This window comes from Mesorhizobium sp. P160219 (genome assembly GCF_057786095.1).
The window spans coordinates 2,517,895-2,531,689 of record NZ_JBYNWG010000001.1 but is presented as its reverse complement, the minus strand read 5'-3'; the positions used below and the strand labels follow the sequence as shown (position 1 = coordinate 2,531,689).

Here is a 13,795-nt window from a genome sequence, read left to right as displayed (position 1 = left end):
GGACAGGCCCCGGTTACCGGCTGGCCCACAACGCCCCGCGCTCGAAGATGGTGCGCATTTGCGGCACGGAAAACTCATCCGCCGTGTGGCCGAGCGCGCTGAAGAAGACGCGGCCCTTGCCGTAGCGGCGCTTCCAGACCACGGGCATGACGACGCCGTCGATGAAGTCGAGATGCTCACCGCTGAACGTCGTCGTCGCCAGCACCTCGTTGCTCGGGTCGACATGCATGTAATACTGCTCGGAATGGTAGGCGAAACCCTCGATACCCCTGACGATCGGATCGTCGCTGATGATGTCGACACGGTAGTCGATGATGTCGCCGGGGTGCGCGACCCATTGGCCGCCGGTCATGAACTGATAGTTCGGCTCGTTGCGAAAACTGTCGCCCATTGTGCCGTGGAAGCCGGCAAGGCCGGTTCCGCCGCTGACGGCGGCGGTGAGGTTTTGCAGCTCCGGTTTCTCGATCGTCGACATGGTGATCACCGGCACGATCAGATCGATGACCGGGAGCTGCGGATCGGCGAGCGCGGATGTGCCCTCTTCTATCCGCACCTCGAAGCCATGCCCGGTCAATATCTCGCTGACGACAGCGGCGCTGCGGGCCGGCGTGTGACCCTCCCATCCGCTCCAGAAAATCAGTGCCGTCTTGCTCATGCTCGTCTCTCCTTTGGTCGGCAATATTGATAGGCAAGCGGAACGCTTTTGTCTTCCCTTCCATGATGGGCATTCTGGGACGGGCATTTCTGGTCGGAAATCACGACCCGGCGATGAATTCCGTGGATGAGGACCGATTGGCCGCGCTGGCGTCTTGTTTCAATGCCGGGCTGCACTCAAATCGGCTGTCTTCGCGTTTGCGCAGACATCGGTCCGATCCGCCGCAACCAGCCGGAGCCTTCCGGGGAGACCGCTCTATGAGTTTCGACCAGACGACTGTCGCCGCCTATCTGGAAGTCATCACCATTAACCTTGTGCTGTCTGGCGACAATGTCGTGGTGATCGGCATGGCGGCCGCAGGCCTCGCCAAGGCGTTGCGGCAGAAGGCGATCATCGCCGGCATTGCCGCGGCGGCGGTGATCCGCATCGTCTTTGCGGTGATCGCGGTGCAGCTGCTGGAAATTCCGGGCATCATGCTGGTCGGCGGCATGCTTTTGTTCTGGGTGTGCTGGAACATGTTCCAGGAGTTGCGCTCGGCCGGCGACGGCGAGGACGTCGACACTGAAGCCGCAGCACTTGCGACGGCGCGGCCGGCCAAGGCGCTGCGCACCGCGATCCTGCAGATCGTCGTCGCCGATGTCTCGATGTCGCTGGACAATGTGCTGGCCGTGGCGGGCGCCGCCGCCCACGACATGAATGCGCTGGTGTTCGGTCTCATCCTGTCGGTGGTTCTGATGGCGGTCGCCTCGACGCTGGTGGCGGCGCTGCTTGCCAGGTATCGCTGGATCGGCTGGCTCGGTCTGGCGATCATCGTCTATGTCGCGGGAAATATGACTCTGGACGGCATCGAGCAGATGAGAACGGTCGACTTCCACGCGCTGCTCTCGCCAGCTGCAAGTTAGATCCCTCCTGGCGATCGAACGATATCGAAAATCCGCCCGGGATTGAGGATGTTGTGCGGATCGAACGCCGCCTTCAGCCGGCGCATGGCCGATATCTCGGCGTCGCTGCGCACGAGGTTCAGCCATTTCTTCTTGTCGAGGCCGATGCCGTGCTCGGCCGAGACGGCGCCACCGCATGCCGCCACGCCGCGATAGATGATCTCATAGGCGGCCGCCGGTTCCGTGGTGTCGACCTGATAGTGCAGATTGCCGTCGCCGAGATGGCCGAAGACGTAGATCTCGGCGCTGCTGTCGACGGCGTGGATCGCGGCTTCGGCGTTGCGCAGGAAATCCGCCATGGTCGCCAACGGGATGCTGATGTCGACGCCGATCATGCCCTCGATCGCAAACAGGAAGCGGTTGGCCTCTTCGCGCACATCCCATAGCGCACGGAATTCGCGCGGCGACTGCGAGACGACCACGTCGGCGACGATGCCGTCTTCGACCGCCTGCATCAGCACCGAAGCGAAACGCTCGCCGTCCAGCTCGGCCTGGTTGCCCTGGATCTCGGCCAGCACGTAAACCGGCGCGCCGGCCGGCAGCGGCGCCGGCGCCGCCATGCCGGCAATCATGGAGCCGTAGAGCGGCGAGAAATTCACCTCATAGGCTGACAGCAAGGGACCGAGCCGCTGCTTGAGCAGGTCGAGCAGCGCAATGGCCGCCCCCAGCGAGCCAAGCGCGCAGAATGCGGCAACCTCGGTGGCGGGCTTGGGATGCAGCCGCAGGCAGGCGCGAGTAACCACGCCCAGCGTGCCTTCGGTGCCAATGAAAAGCTGGTTGAGATCGTATCCCGAATTGTCCTTGGCCAGGCCACGCAACGAAGTCAGGATCGAGCCGTCGGCAAGCACGGCCTCCAGCCCCAGAACCTGGGCGCGGTACATGCCGTAGCGCAGCACGCGAATGCCGCCGGCATTCGTGGCGATGTTGCCGCCGACCGTCGCCGTGCCGCGCGCGCCGATATCGACGCCGAACATCAGGCCGGCTGCATCGGCCGCTTCCTGCACCATTTGCAGCGGCGCGCCGGCCTCTGCCATGATGGTTGCCGCGGCGCGGTCGGGCGCTTCGACCGCGGTCATGCGCTCCAGCGACAGCACCGCTTCGCCCGGCTGCACGCGCGCGCCGCCGGCCAGCCCGGTGCGGCCGCCATGGACGACCAGCTTCTGGCCGATACCACTGCATAGGCGCAGGATTTCGGCGACGTCGGCGGCGTTGCGCGGACGCAAGACCAGTTCGGGCTGGCCGCCGCCCTTGCCGGAGAGGTCGTCGCCATAGCGCGGATCGATAGCATCGCCGATCACAATCGCGGCGGCATCGAGCCGACGATATAGCTGGGAAAGAAGCCGATCGATCTGTTGTGTCATAGTGCCTGGACTTTTCAGCGCTCTTTGTGACCGAGACTTTGATGCGCGACAATTTTCGCGTCAATTGAACAAATTTACGCACGGTATAATCTGTCATTGCGCGTTGAACCCACTGACGTTTCCTGTAAATTTCGTCTGCCGTTGCGTGGCGGACGCGCCGGCTGCAGGACCGTGGGCAGCGTCAAGGGATGACCGAGGTTCTGGCGCGTGCCAGACGAGGATTGAATGCCAATGACGCACAAGACGATGGAGGATTTCGCCCGCTCCTGCGGCGTCTCCAGGCCGACGCTGTCGAAATATTTCGACGATCCGACCAGCGTCAAGCCGGCAACGCGCAAGCGCATCGAAGAGGCGTTGCGGTCGTCCGACTACCAGCCCAATCTGTTTGCCCGCAACCTCAACCGCAAGCGCACCCGCGCCATCGGCATTGTCGTACCGACGGTCACCGATCCCTTCTATTCCGAAATGGTCAGCCGCATCGAGCTCAGGCTGCGCGACGAGGGCTACTGGCCGATCGTCATCTCCTCGCATGGCTCAACCGAGCTCGAAATGGAGGCGACACGTACCATCCTGTCGCTGAAAGTTTCGGGCGCGCTGATCGCGCCGCTCGGCTTGCGTTCGGACCGGCGCACGCTGGAGAAGCTGACCCAGACAATGCCGGTCGTCTATTTCGATACCTATCTTGAAGGCGGCACGCCCTTTGTCGGCAACAACAATGCCCAGAGCGTCTCGACCATCGTCGACTATCTCTGCCGCTCCGGCGACGCCCCGATCTATTTCGACATCCCGCATGTCAATCACAATTCGCCGGAGCGCCTGAACAGTTACGTCGCCGCGATGCGTCAGCTTGGCCAGGAGCCGGTGGTTATCGGCAACACCCGAGACTACACATGGGATTTCGAGCGCATCGGCTACGAGCAGATGGAACAGATGCTCGGGGCCAGCGGCCTGCCGGGCAAGACCAGAGGTCTGCCCGGCAAGACCGGGGGTCTGCCCGGCAAGACCATACTGTGTGCGAATGACCGCCTGGCCTTCGGCGTGATGGCGGCAGCCTTCGCGAAAGGGCTGAAGATCGGCCGCAAGGCCGATTGCGACCTGCGTATCGCCGCCCATGACGACCATCCGCTGAGCCGCTACACCTGCCCCGCACTGACCACCATCGCGCAGGATTTTGCCGCCATGGCGGGGCGCAGCGTCGAGACACTGCTCGCTTTGCTCAACGAGGATACGGCAAACGTCGCGCCGAAGGTCAGCCTCGACGCCGCCCTGGTGATGCGTCAGTCCGCTTGAGCCTTTCCAAAGGCAGGATCGAAGCTTCGCCACGCGGCAATGGCGGCGGCAACCGCCTGTCTCGCTGCCGGGCCGTGACGGCCCATCGAGACGAAGCCGTGGATCTGACCGGGCCAGTGTTCCAGCACGACCGGCACGCCGGCCTGCTGCAGACGCCTGGCATAGGCCTCGCCTTCGTCGGCGAGGATGTCGTGACCGGCGATGGCGATGAAGGTGGGCGGCGCACCGGCGAGGCTTTCCGCCTTCAGCGGTGAGGTACGCCAGTCGCCGATGTCGGCGGCATTGCGGATATAATGGTCGCGGAACCAGGCCATGGTCGAGGCGGTCAGGCCAAAGCCTGCGGCGAAGCGGCGATAGCTGTCGGCCGTCTGCCCGGCATCGGTGTTGGGATAAAACAGAAGCTGCGCTGCCGGCGGATTTTTGTCCCCCCGCGTGAGCAGGCCGAGCACCGTGGCGAGATTGCCGCCGGCGCTGTCGCCGGCAACCGGGATGCGGGCAGCGTCGATGCTGAGTTCGTCCGCGGCGCTTTGCATGAAGGCAAGTGCCGCTCGGCAATCCTCTATTGCCGCCGGGAATTTGTGTTCCGGCGCCAGCCGGTAGTCGACGGAAACGACGACAGCGCCTGCCTCGTTGGCGAACCAGCGGCAGATCTCGTCATGCGAGTCGAGATTGCCGATTACCCAGCCGCCGCCATGGAGATAAAGCAGCGCCGGAGCGCCTGCCGAAGGCGCGCCCTGCCCGCGATAGATCCTGAGCCTCAGCGGACCGCCGGGTCCTGCAATGATGCGCTCGCTGATCGACGCGACCAGCTCGCGCTCGCCTTGCAGGGTCGGGAAGCCTTCATTGTAGGCGCGGCGCGCCTGCTCAGGCGTTCCCGTTTCGAACGGCGGCGCGCCGGCCTGGCTGCCGAGCTCGAGCACATGCCGGGCCTCCGGATCGAGTGTCGGCAGGGACGGTGGCAATGTCACGGACGAACCTCCCGTCAGGCAAGCAGGGTTGCCGCTTCGTCTTCGCCAAGCAGCGGCGGCTGGTCGACCGTGCCGTTGACGGCAACCGAGCCGCGGCTTTCGCCGGAAGCCAGGATCGCCTCCATGATCTCCAGCACCTGCAGCGCCAGCTCACCGGAGGCGCGCGGCTTTCTGCCCGTGGCCAGCGCGCGCGCCAGATCGGCGACGCCGAGCATGCGGTAATTGGCGCGGTCGGGCGCCACATAGGGCCAGTTGCGGGCGCCATACAATTCGCTCTCGCTGGCGAAATCGGCCCAGTCGGCGCCACGTTCCGACAGCGAGACCGTGCCGCCGAACGTGTCGGGATCGGGTAGCCTGAGCGAGCCTTCGGTGCCGTGCAGTTCAATGGGATGGTTGGAGTGTTTGAAAACATCCCATGAGGCGCCGAAGGTGACGGTGGCGCCCGAGCGGAATTCGAGCAGCGATATTATGTTGGTCGGCGTGCCGACCTTGAACGTCGTGTTCTTGAACGGCCCGTCGGCCGTGATCAGCCTCTCCTCCTGGCCGCGCGTCGCCATCGCCATGACGCGCTCGACCGGCCCGAGCAGATTGACCAGCACGGTCAGGTAATAGGGACCCATGTCGAACACCGGACCGCCGCCGGGCTGATAATAGAATTGCGGATTGGGATGCCAGTGCTCCATGCCCCGTCCCATCATGAAAGCGGTGCCGGTCACCGGCTTGCCGATGGCGCCGTCATCCATCAGCCGGCGCGCGCGGCGGCCGGCTGCACCCAGGAATGTGTCCGGCGCCGAGCCGATCAGCAGGCCGCGCTTCGCGGCCTCGGCGACAAGCCGGCGGCCGTCGGCGGCGGAGGTTGCCAACGGCTTTTCGGTGAAGACGTGCTTGCCCGCCGAAAGCGCCGAGAACGAAATATCGAAATGCGCCGCGGGGATTGTCAGGTTCAGCACGAGGTCGATATCGGGGTCGGCCAGCAGCGCGTCAACGCCGAGGGCGCGGATGCCGTATTCCCTGGCGCGCAGCTCGGCCATGTCAGCGGAAATGTCGGCGCAGGCGCGTAGCTCGACACCACCGAAGAGCGCTGCATTGCGCAGATAGGTCATCGAGATGTTGCCGCAGCCGATGACACCGATGCCGAGCTTTGTCTCTGATTTTCCGTGCATTTCCAGCTTTCCTCCGAAGCCAAGGGCATGCTGCGCGAACCGTTGCAGTTCCCACGATCCCCCAGCAATCCGCTATACAGGATTTTAAATGTTGACGCGCGTAAAATTTTTATAGAGCTTATGAGAATTCTGGCGCGCACTGGGAGGCGGCCAGCGTGAGGAGGAGAACATGACCTGCATGAAAAACGGCCGACGGCCGCTGCGAAGCCCGTGGGTCATGCGCGTCTTCCGTCGCGCATCAGAGACCGGGATGGGTTCAGGCATAGATCACCTTGGCCCCGATCCTATCAAGCTCGCTGCGTATTGGACCGGGCAGGCCATCGTCGGTGATCACCACATCGACGGCCGACAGCGAAAATGCCTTGGACGTCCCGCTGACGCCCCATTTGCTCGAATCGGCGAGCAGGACAACGCGCCGGGCCATGCGAACGAGGTTTCGCTTCGTTCGCGCCATGTCTTCGTTCACGTCGACCACATCCAGTGACGAGTCTATCGCATGCGCTCCAACAAAGACCTGATGCGCTACCAGGCCGCCGAGAGCCGTATCGGCATCGGTGATCAGCGTGCTCACCGTGTCGGGATAGACCCGGCCGCCGATCATATGAACGTCGAGCCCGGGACGATGCATAAGATGCTGCACGATATTCATGGCCGTGGCCGCGACCACGACATTGCTGAGCGGCGGTAACTGCATGGCAAGCTGCATCAAGGTCGAGCCGCCGTCGAAGATGACTGACTGGTTGTCCTCGAACAGGTCGAGCGCCGCCCGGGCGATGCGCTTCTTTGCGTCGAGGTTCGTTTGCATCCGCCGGGCGAACGCGGCCGTCGTCGAATCGGTGGTCCGGGTCACCGCCCCTCCACGGGTCTTGGTCAGCAGTCCCTTGCGGTCCAGTATTTCGAGGTCGGAGCGCACCGTGACCTCCGACACGCCAAACCCGTCCGACAGGTCCTTGATGCGAACCTGTCCGCTGCGTTGCACCTCGCCCAGGATCGATTGGCGTCTCTGCTCCGACAACATTGCCCGGCCCTTGCCTGCCTGCGCCGAGCAATCGCGCCGGCCTCGGCTCACCTTACCGGAAATATGCAGATTCGAAAGCTTTCGAAAGATTGTTTTTCCTTTTTCTTTCGGAAACACTGGATCGAGCTTTTTTAAATCAACCGATCAGGGAATTTTGGACTCATGAGCCTAGGAACCAAGGTGCGTCTCGCGCGCCTCTTCTCGCATCCATCGGGGAACCTTTTTGGCGGCGCGGTCGACCACTTCGTCGGCTATGGCGACGTGCGCAAAGGCGGCCTTGCCGACCTGCCGGGTGCGCTCGCACGCGTCATGGCGGGCAAACCCGACTACGTCAGCATCCAGCCTGGCACCGCGCGCCATCTGTGGCCGCAATATGCGGGCAAAGCTTCCCTGGTGATTCAGGCGGGCTGCTTCACCGCGGACGATCGCATCAGCGAGTTGATCGCAACGCCCGAGGACGCGGTGCGCGCGGGGGCCGATGCGTTGGCCGTGGCCATTCCGGTGCGCGGCGCGACGGAGGGCAAATACATACGCTGGCTGACCGATTCGGTGAATGCGGCGGCCCGCTACGGCATGCCTGTGGTGGCGCATATCTACCCTCGCGATTTCACCGACGGAGCAAAGATCGTCTTCACCCCCGACGAGATCGCCTATGCGGCGCGCATCGGTTACGAGTCCGGCGTCGACGTGATCAAAATCGGCTACACTGGTGATTTCGAGTCGTTCCGGGAGACCGTCCGGACCTGCCCGGTGCCGGTTGTCATCGCGGGCGGTCCAAAGACCGATACGCTGCTCGGCGCGCTTCAGCAGACGGCGGACGCCATCCGTGCCGGCGCGCACGGCGCCGTGGTCGGCCGCAATCTCTGGGGGCACGGCGATCCGGAGAAGGCAGCGCTTGCCTTTCGCGGCGTCATCCATGACGGCCTTTCGGCGCAAGACGCCCTGGCGAAGGCGGGTGCCTGAACGATGCCCACGATCCCCTCGATCCTCGGCTTCGGCGCTATTGCGATCGACGACATCGTCTACGTCGATCAGCCATTGTCGGCGGGCAAGGGTAAGGTTCTGCAAAGTACCCGCGCCTTCGGGGGAAATGTCGCGACGGCGCTGACCGCCGTCGCGCGGCTCGGCGGAACCGCCGGGTTCGTCGGATGGCTGGCCAGTGCCTCGGACAACGCGGTGCAGCTCGATCTCGTGGCGAGCGGTATTGAAACCGCATTCGCGCCGCGCCATCCCGACGCGCGCCCGGTGCACTCGCGGATCACCGTCGGCTCGGACGGGGAAAGGTTCATCGCGTATGACGACGATGCGATGCTGGGCACCGCTCCGGACTTTCCGGACGATATCCTCAGCCGCGCAACCGTCCTGATCGTCGATAGCTATGCGACCGGGTCGCTGGATGTCGTGGCTCGGGCTCGCGATCTCGGCCTTGCGATCCTCGGCGATATCGAATGGAGCAGCGGCCCCGCCACGGAGCGGCTGATCGCGCTCTGCGACCATCTCATTCTTCCACTTAGCTTTGCACGGACTGCCACGGGGCGCCGATCGCCTGCCGAGATGCTCGATGCCTTGTGGTTGCCATCGCGATCCGCCGTGGTTCTGACCGATGGAGGCAGGGGTGTGTACTATCGCGGCCGTGAAGAGACAGGTCTCTGGCACCTGCCCCCGCACCGGGTTGCGGTCGTCGACTCCACAGGCGCGGGTGACTGCTTTCATGGCGCCTATGCCCATGCGTTGACGCGCGGAGCCGACACCGCGGGCCGGATCGCATTCGCGGCCGCGGCGGCGGCCGTTTCGATAACGGGGCGTGGCGGGCGCGAGGCGCTTCCGACCGAGGACCAGGTCACGCAACTCCTGGCATCGGCGAACGCGCCGTCAGCAGTCGACCTGAAAAATGCGCATGTGGATGCTGGAGCATGACCTGAAACGATCCGACGAAACATTTCGCAGGCGAACACAAGCCCAGGAGAATCATAAAAATCAGGGCTTATACTTGTGGAGGGAGGAATATGGCAGAAGTCATTCTTGAGAAGATCTGCAAAACCTACGGGAACAGTTTTCGCGCAATCGACCAGTTGAACCTGTCGGTCAAGGACGGCGAGTTCTTGATCCTCGTCGGGCCTTCCGGCTGCGGCAAATCCACGGCGTTGCGAATGATCGCGGGGTTGGAAGACATCACCAGCGGCAGCCTTCGGGTCGGCGGGGTCGACGTCGTCGACATGCCGCCCAAGGACCGCGACATCGCGATGGTGTTCCAGAGCTACGCGCTCTACCCGCATATGACGGTATCCGAAAACATCGCCTTTTCGATGCGGCTGGCAGGCAAGCCGAAGGCCGAGCGCAAGAAGCGCGTGGACGAGATCGCCAAAACTCTTCAGCTGACGTCTTTGCTGGACAGCAAACCCGCGAACCTGTCAGGCGGGCAGCGTCAACGGGTTGCCATGGGCCGCGCCATGGTGCGCGAGCCGGCCGCCTTTCTCATGGACGAGCCGCTTTCCAATCTGGATGCGAAACTGCGTGTGCAAATGCGCGCCGAAATCACCAGCCTGCAAAAGCAGCTCGGCGTCACGACCATTTACGTGACCCACGATCAGATCGAAGCGATGACGATGGGCGACAGAGTCGCGGTGTTGAAAGGCGGTGTGCTGCAGCAGGTCGACACACCCAAGAGGCTCTATGAATCGCCGGTTAACGCCTTCGTTGCCGGCTTCATCGGCTCTCCTTCGATGAACCTTTTCGAGGCGACCCTGAAGGGCGGCGAGCTCGCTTTTCGCGACTTCGCCGTCCGGCTGCAGGATGCAGCCTTCGTGCGCAGGCCGGCTTTGAGGTCGTATGCGGGGCGCAAGGTCGTGTTCGGGATCAGACCGGAGGATCTTTATGACAGCAGCCTTGAATCCGGTCGCAAGTATCAGACGATACCGGCCAGGGTGACCTCGATCGAGGAACTCGGCTCCGAACAGATCGTCCACATGAACATCGACGCGGTCCGGGTGGACTCCGGCGATCCGGATGCGGTGGATGATTTCGGCCTGGCGTCGAACGCGGTGGCGAGGTTCGAGCCGATCAGCGCCGTCCGCTCCGGCTCGGAAATCCGGTTGGCCGTGGATGATGCCAAGTTCCATTTCTTCGATCCCGAAACGCATCTGGCGATCTGAAGATCTGCGGAAGACCGCGGGCGGGAGCGAGGTGCCTGCGGAAGATACAAGAAGGCTTCTGAATGAACAGACGATCGTCCGCATGTGCGGCCGATCTTGAAGAAGGAGGAGAAAATGATGTTTCGGATACGACCCGCGATGCTGAAAATAGCCGCGGCCGCATGGTTGCTTGGTGCAACCGGCGCCATGGCGGACACGACGCTGGAATTCACCCAATGGTGGGAGCCCGAATTGCCGGCGGGATCGCTCAGGGCAATCATGAACGACTTCGAGGCTGCAAACCCCGGCATCAAGGTGACGCTGGTCAGCGGTCCCTATGCGACCACGCGAGACCAGATCTCGGTCGGCGCCGCAACCGGAACGCTCAGCGACGTCGTCGGTCTCGACGGCGCCTGGGTGAACAATCTGAACGCGCAGGGTGCGCTGGCCGACATGAACCCGATGATGGATGCGAGCGGGTTCGACAAGACCCAGGTCGCGGATATCATCAAGGTGGACGGCAAGGCGGTGATGTTTCCCGTGGCTTCGTTCGTCTATCCGGTCTTCGTCAATCTGGACCTCGCCGCCCAGGCAGGCGTGACCAAGCTGCCGTCGACCCGCGCGGAGTTTCTCGAAGCCGCCAAGAAGATGACTCACGCCGACAAGAACCAGTATGGCTGGGTGCTGCCCTTGTCGCTGCAAACGCCGTCCGGTGTCCAGAACGACCTGATGTCGTGGGTCTGGGCCTCGGGTCAATCGATGATGGCTGACGGCAAGCCGGCTCTCGAGGGCAAGCCGGTCGTCGATATGCTCACCTTCGTCAAATCGCTGAACGACGCCGGCGTCATCTCGCCCGGCATTGCCACCAAGACCGAGCAGGAAAAGGTCGAGGAATTCGTCAACGATCGGGTCGGAATGATGATCGACTCGCTCGCGCATGTGAATCTCATCCGCAAACGCAATCCCAAGCTGAACTTCGACCTGGTCCCGGTCCCGGTCGTGGCGGACTACAAGGGCAAGCGCGGCCTTCCCTACGCCTCCTGGGGCATCGGCATCTCCGCCGCCTCGAAACATCAGGATGAAGCCTGGAAGCTCGTCCAATATCTGATGAGTGAAAAGGTGAATGCCAAGCTCGTGTCGCTTGCAAACGCCTTCCCGGGCAACGTCAACGCCAAGCCCGATTTCGTGACCTCGGACAAGGCTTTCGCCAAGGCTTTCGAAATCTTCAAGACCGGCTATCTCGCCAACGAGTTCACGGGGCTGCCGGTGGCCGAAGACCTGATGACCAAGTTCGATGTGGAAGCCCAGAAGATGCTCGCCGGCGAGCAGTCTCCGGAACAAGCCGCAGCCAACGCTCAAAAGGGCTGGGTGGAGAAATTCTGAGCTGCCTGTTCCCGTTTGCTATCTTCCGCCGGGTGGCCCGGCCTCGGCCAGGCCACCCGTCAACAACGGATCGGCAACTTGAGATGGACCTGTTTGCGAAGCGCACCTTCCTCTTGAAGGCATACCCCAGGGGTGGCACATGACTCGGCAGAAGCGCTCCCACGATCGACTGAAACGAGCGGTCGCACCCTATCTCTATCTGTCACCCTCGCTCCTCATAATCGGCCTTCTGATGCTGCTGCCGATGGTGACGGTGATTGGCTATTCGTTCCAGAACAGCGCGGTGCTGCGTCGCGACCCGTCCTTTGCCGGATTGAAACACTACCAGGCGATCTTTGCCGATCCGGTGTTCTGGGCCTCGCTGTGGCACACGCTCTACTTCACCTGCATGAGTGTCGTCTTCCATATGACCATCGGCATGCTCTTCGCACTCATGCTGAACAGCGACCGCATCAATCCTACGCTGCGCAACATTCTGCGCGTGCTCTACATACTGCCCTGGCTGTTCACCGCGGTGATTATCGCGGTGATCTGGCGCCTGCTGCTTGAGCCGAACGGTGTCGTCAACAGCGTTCTCATGCAGATGGGCATCATCGGTTCCAAGGTCGAGTGGTTTTCCTCGCCCGCGACCGCGCTGCACGCCGTCACCTTCGCCAACATCTGGGCGGGCTACCCGCTTTTCATGGTCAGCCTGCTCGCAGGCTTGCAGGGCATTCCCAAGGATTTCTACGAGGCCGCCGATATCGACGGCGCGAAGGCCTACCAGAAGCTGATCTTCATCACCATTCCGCAGCTGATGCCTATCATCATCAGCATCTCGCTGCTCGACTTCATCTGGACCATGCAGGTCTTTCCATTGATCTGGATAACGACGGGTGGCGGTCCGATCTACTCGACCGAGGTCCTCAGCACCTACACGTACAAGCTGGCGTTTTCGAGCTACAACCTGTCGCAGGCCTCGGCGAGCGCCGTGGTCATCCTGCTGATCTCTCTCGGCCTGACGCTGTTCTACATCCGCTATCAAAAGGCTCGGTAGTCACATGAGGAAAAGGCACACGCCGAAAGACAGGCTGATCACCGCCGCGCTTCATGTCGCGCTTGCCGCAGGGCTCTTTTTCGCTGCCTTCCCGATCTACTGGATGCTGAGCAGCTCGTTCAAGTCGAATACCGAAATATTCGCCCTGCCACCAACCGTCCTGCCGAAGGCCTTCACACTGGAAGCGTATGCGGCCATCCTTGGTGATCCGGTAAAGCTGCGCTTCTTCTTCAACAGCTACTTCGTGGCTGGAGCGGTGACCGTGCTGACGGTGCTGATCGCCTTGCTGGCGGCCTATGGGTTCAGCCGTTTCAATTTTCGCGGCAAGGGCAGCCTCAACACGCTCATCATCAGCACGCAGACGATCCCGCCGATCACGCTTTTGATCCCGTTCTTCGGGCTTGTCGTCTCGTATGGCATCTTCGACACCTATGTCGCGCTGATCCTGACCTATCTGGTGTTTACGCTGCCTTATGCGATCCTGCTGATGACGGGATATCTGAACACCTTGCCGCGCGACCTCGATGAAGCGGTGGCTGTCGACGGCGGCACCAGTTGGACCGCACTGTGGCGGGTGATCGTTCCGATTTCACTGCCTGGTATCGTGGCGACGTCGGTCTACACCTTCCTGTTGTGCTGGAACGAATTTCTCTTTGCGCTGACACTGACGAAGTCGACGTCCATGCGCACCGTCCCGATCGGCATCCAGTTGTTGATGGGGCAACACGCCTTCGAATGGAACCAGATGATGGCGATGAGCGTGCTCGGCTCGCTGCCGCTCCTGGTCATCTACCTGGTTGCCCAGAGGTTCTTCCTCGCCGGCATGACCGCAGGCTCAGTCAAGTAGGA

13 protein-coding genes are annotated in these 13,795 nt (G+C 62.6%); 8 read left to right on the top strand and 5 right to left on the bottom strand.

All coding sequences use genetic code 11. The features are described 5' to 3' along the window. Positions 1–13: 13 nt before the first annotated feature. Positions 14–655: a ThuA domain-containing protein gene (locus tag AC3EMP_RS12185; protein WP_352711018.1), complete on the bottom strand. Its 642-nt coding sequence runs from the start codon at positions 653–655 to the stop codon at positions 14–16. A 257-nt stretch (positions 656–912) separates the two neighbouring features. On the opposite strand from AC3EMP_RS12185, the gene AC3EMP_RS12180 reads away from it, so the two are divergent. Further along, the gene (locus tag AC3EMP_RS12180; RefSeq protein WP_023754010.1) at positions 913–1,557 is read left to right on the top strand and encodes a YjbE family putative metal transport protein; all 645 of its coding nucleotides are present in this window, start codon (positions 913–915) and stop codon (positions 1,555–1,557) included. Here AC3EMP_RS12180 and AC3EMP_RS12175 read toward each other — a convergent pair. Next, on the bottom strand, positions 1,554–2,957 hold the full coding sequence (locus AC3EMP_RS12175; RefSeq protein WP_023823531.1) for an FAD-binding oxidoreductase: 1,404 nt from the start codon (positions 2,955–2,957) through the stop codon (positions 1,554–1,556). The genes AC3EMP_RS12180 and AC3EMP_RS12175 overlap by 4 nt on opposite strands. A gap of 225 nt (positions 2,958–3,182) precedes the next feature. On the opposite strand from AC3EMP_RS12175, the gene AC3EMP_RS12170 reads away from it, so the two are divergent. Then, positions 3,183–4,247 (top strand): LacI family DNA-binding transcriptional regulator, encoded by a 1,065-nt coding sequence (locus AC3EMP_RS12170; protein WP_023834883.1) that lies wholly within the window; start codon positions 3,183–3,185, stop codon positions 4,245–4,247. Here AC3EMP_RS12170 and AC3EMP_RS12165 read toward each other — a convergent pair. From AC3EMP_RS12165 to AC3EMP_RS12155, 3 genes are all read right to left on the bottom strand, one after another. Continuing rightward, on the bottom strand, positions 4,235–5,215 hold the full coding sequence (locus tag AC3EMP_RS12165) for an alpha/beta hydrolase (RefSeq protein ID WP_352711013.1): 981 nt from the start codon (positions 5,213–5,215) through the stop codon (positions 4,235–4,237). The genes AC3EMP_RS12170 and AC3EMP_RS12165 overlap by 13 nt on opposite strands. 14 nt (positions 5,216–5,229) lie before the next feature. Next, positions 5,230–6,378 carry a Gfo/Idh/MocA family protein gene (locus AC3EMP_RS12160; RefSeq protein ID WP_352596889.1) on the bottom strand — a complete coding sequence of 383 codons (1,149 nt, stop codon included), beginning with the start codon at positions 6,376–6,378 and terminating at the stop codon, positions 5,230–5,232. A 256-nt stretch (positions 6,379–6,634) separates the two neighbouring features. Next, positions 6,635–7,396, bottom strand: coding sequence for a DeoR/GlpR family DNA-binding transcription regulator (locus AC3EMP_RS12155; RefSeq protein WP_023692210.1), 762 nt, complete (start codon positions 7,394–7,396; stop codon positions 6,635–6,637). 162 nt (positions 7,397–7,558) lie between these two features. Here AC3EMP_RS12155 and AC3EMP_RS12150 point away from each other — a divergent pair, with 162 nt between their 5' ends. The 6 genes from AC3EMP_RS12150 to AC3EMP_RS12125 all read left to right on the top strand — a co-directional run bounded on the left by AC3EMP_RS12150 (position 7,559) and on the right by AC3EMP_RS12125 (position 13,793). Next, positions 7,559–8,359 carry a beta/alpha barrel domain-containing protein gene (locus AC3EMP_RS12150; RefSeq protein ID WP_023682642.1) on the top strand — a complete coding sequence of 267 codons (801 nt, stop codon included), beginning with the start codon at positions 7,559–7,561 and terminating at the stop codon, positions 8,357–8,359. A 3-nt stretch (positions 8,360–8,362) separates the two neighbouring features. Then, positions 8,363–9,313 (top strand): PfkB family carbohydrate kinase, encoded by a 951-nt coding sequence (locus AC3EMP_RS12145; RefSeq protein ID WP_352842577.1) that lies wholly within the window; start codon positions 8,363–8,365, stop codon positions 9,311–9,313. An 89-nt stretch (positions 9,314–9,402) separates the two neighbouring features. Beyond that, positions 9,403–10,548: an ABC transporter ATP-binding protein gene (locus tag AC3EMP_RS12140; RefSeq protein ID WP_352711009.1), complete on the top strand. Its 1,146-nt coding sequence runs from the start codon at positions 9,403–9,405 to the stop codon at positions 10,546–10,548. Between the two features lie 114 nt (positions 10,549–10,662). Continuing rightward, positions 10,663–11,910: an ABC transporter substrate-binding protein gene (locus AC3EMP_RS12135; RefSeq protein ID WP_352596891.1), complete on the top strand. Its 1,248-nt coding sequence runs from the start codon at positions 10,663–10,665 to the stop codon at positions 11,908–11,910. A gap of 139 nt (positions 11,911–12,049) precedes the next feature. Then, positions 12,050–12,946 (top strand): carbohydrate ABC transporter permease, encoded by an 897-nt coding sequence (locus AC3EMP_RS12130; RefSeq protein WP_352596893.1) that lies wholly within the window; start codon positions 12,050–12,052, stop codon positions 12,944–12,946. 4 nt (positions 12,947–12,950) lie between these two features. Then, complete coding sequence (locus tag AC3EMP_RS12125; protein WP_023726308.1) at positions 12,951–13,793, top strand: carbohydrate ABC transporter permease; 843 nt, start codon at positions 12,951–12,953, stop codon at positions 13,791–13,793. Positions 13,794–13,795 lie beyond the last annotated feature (2 nt).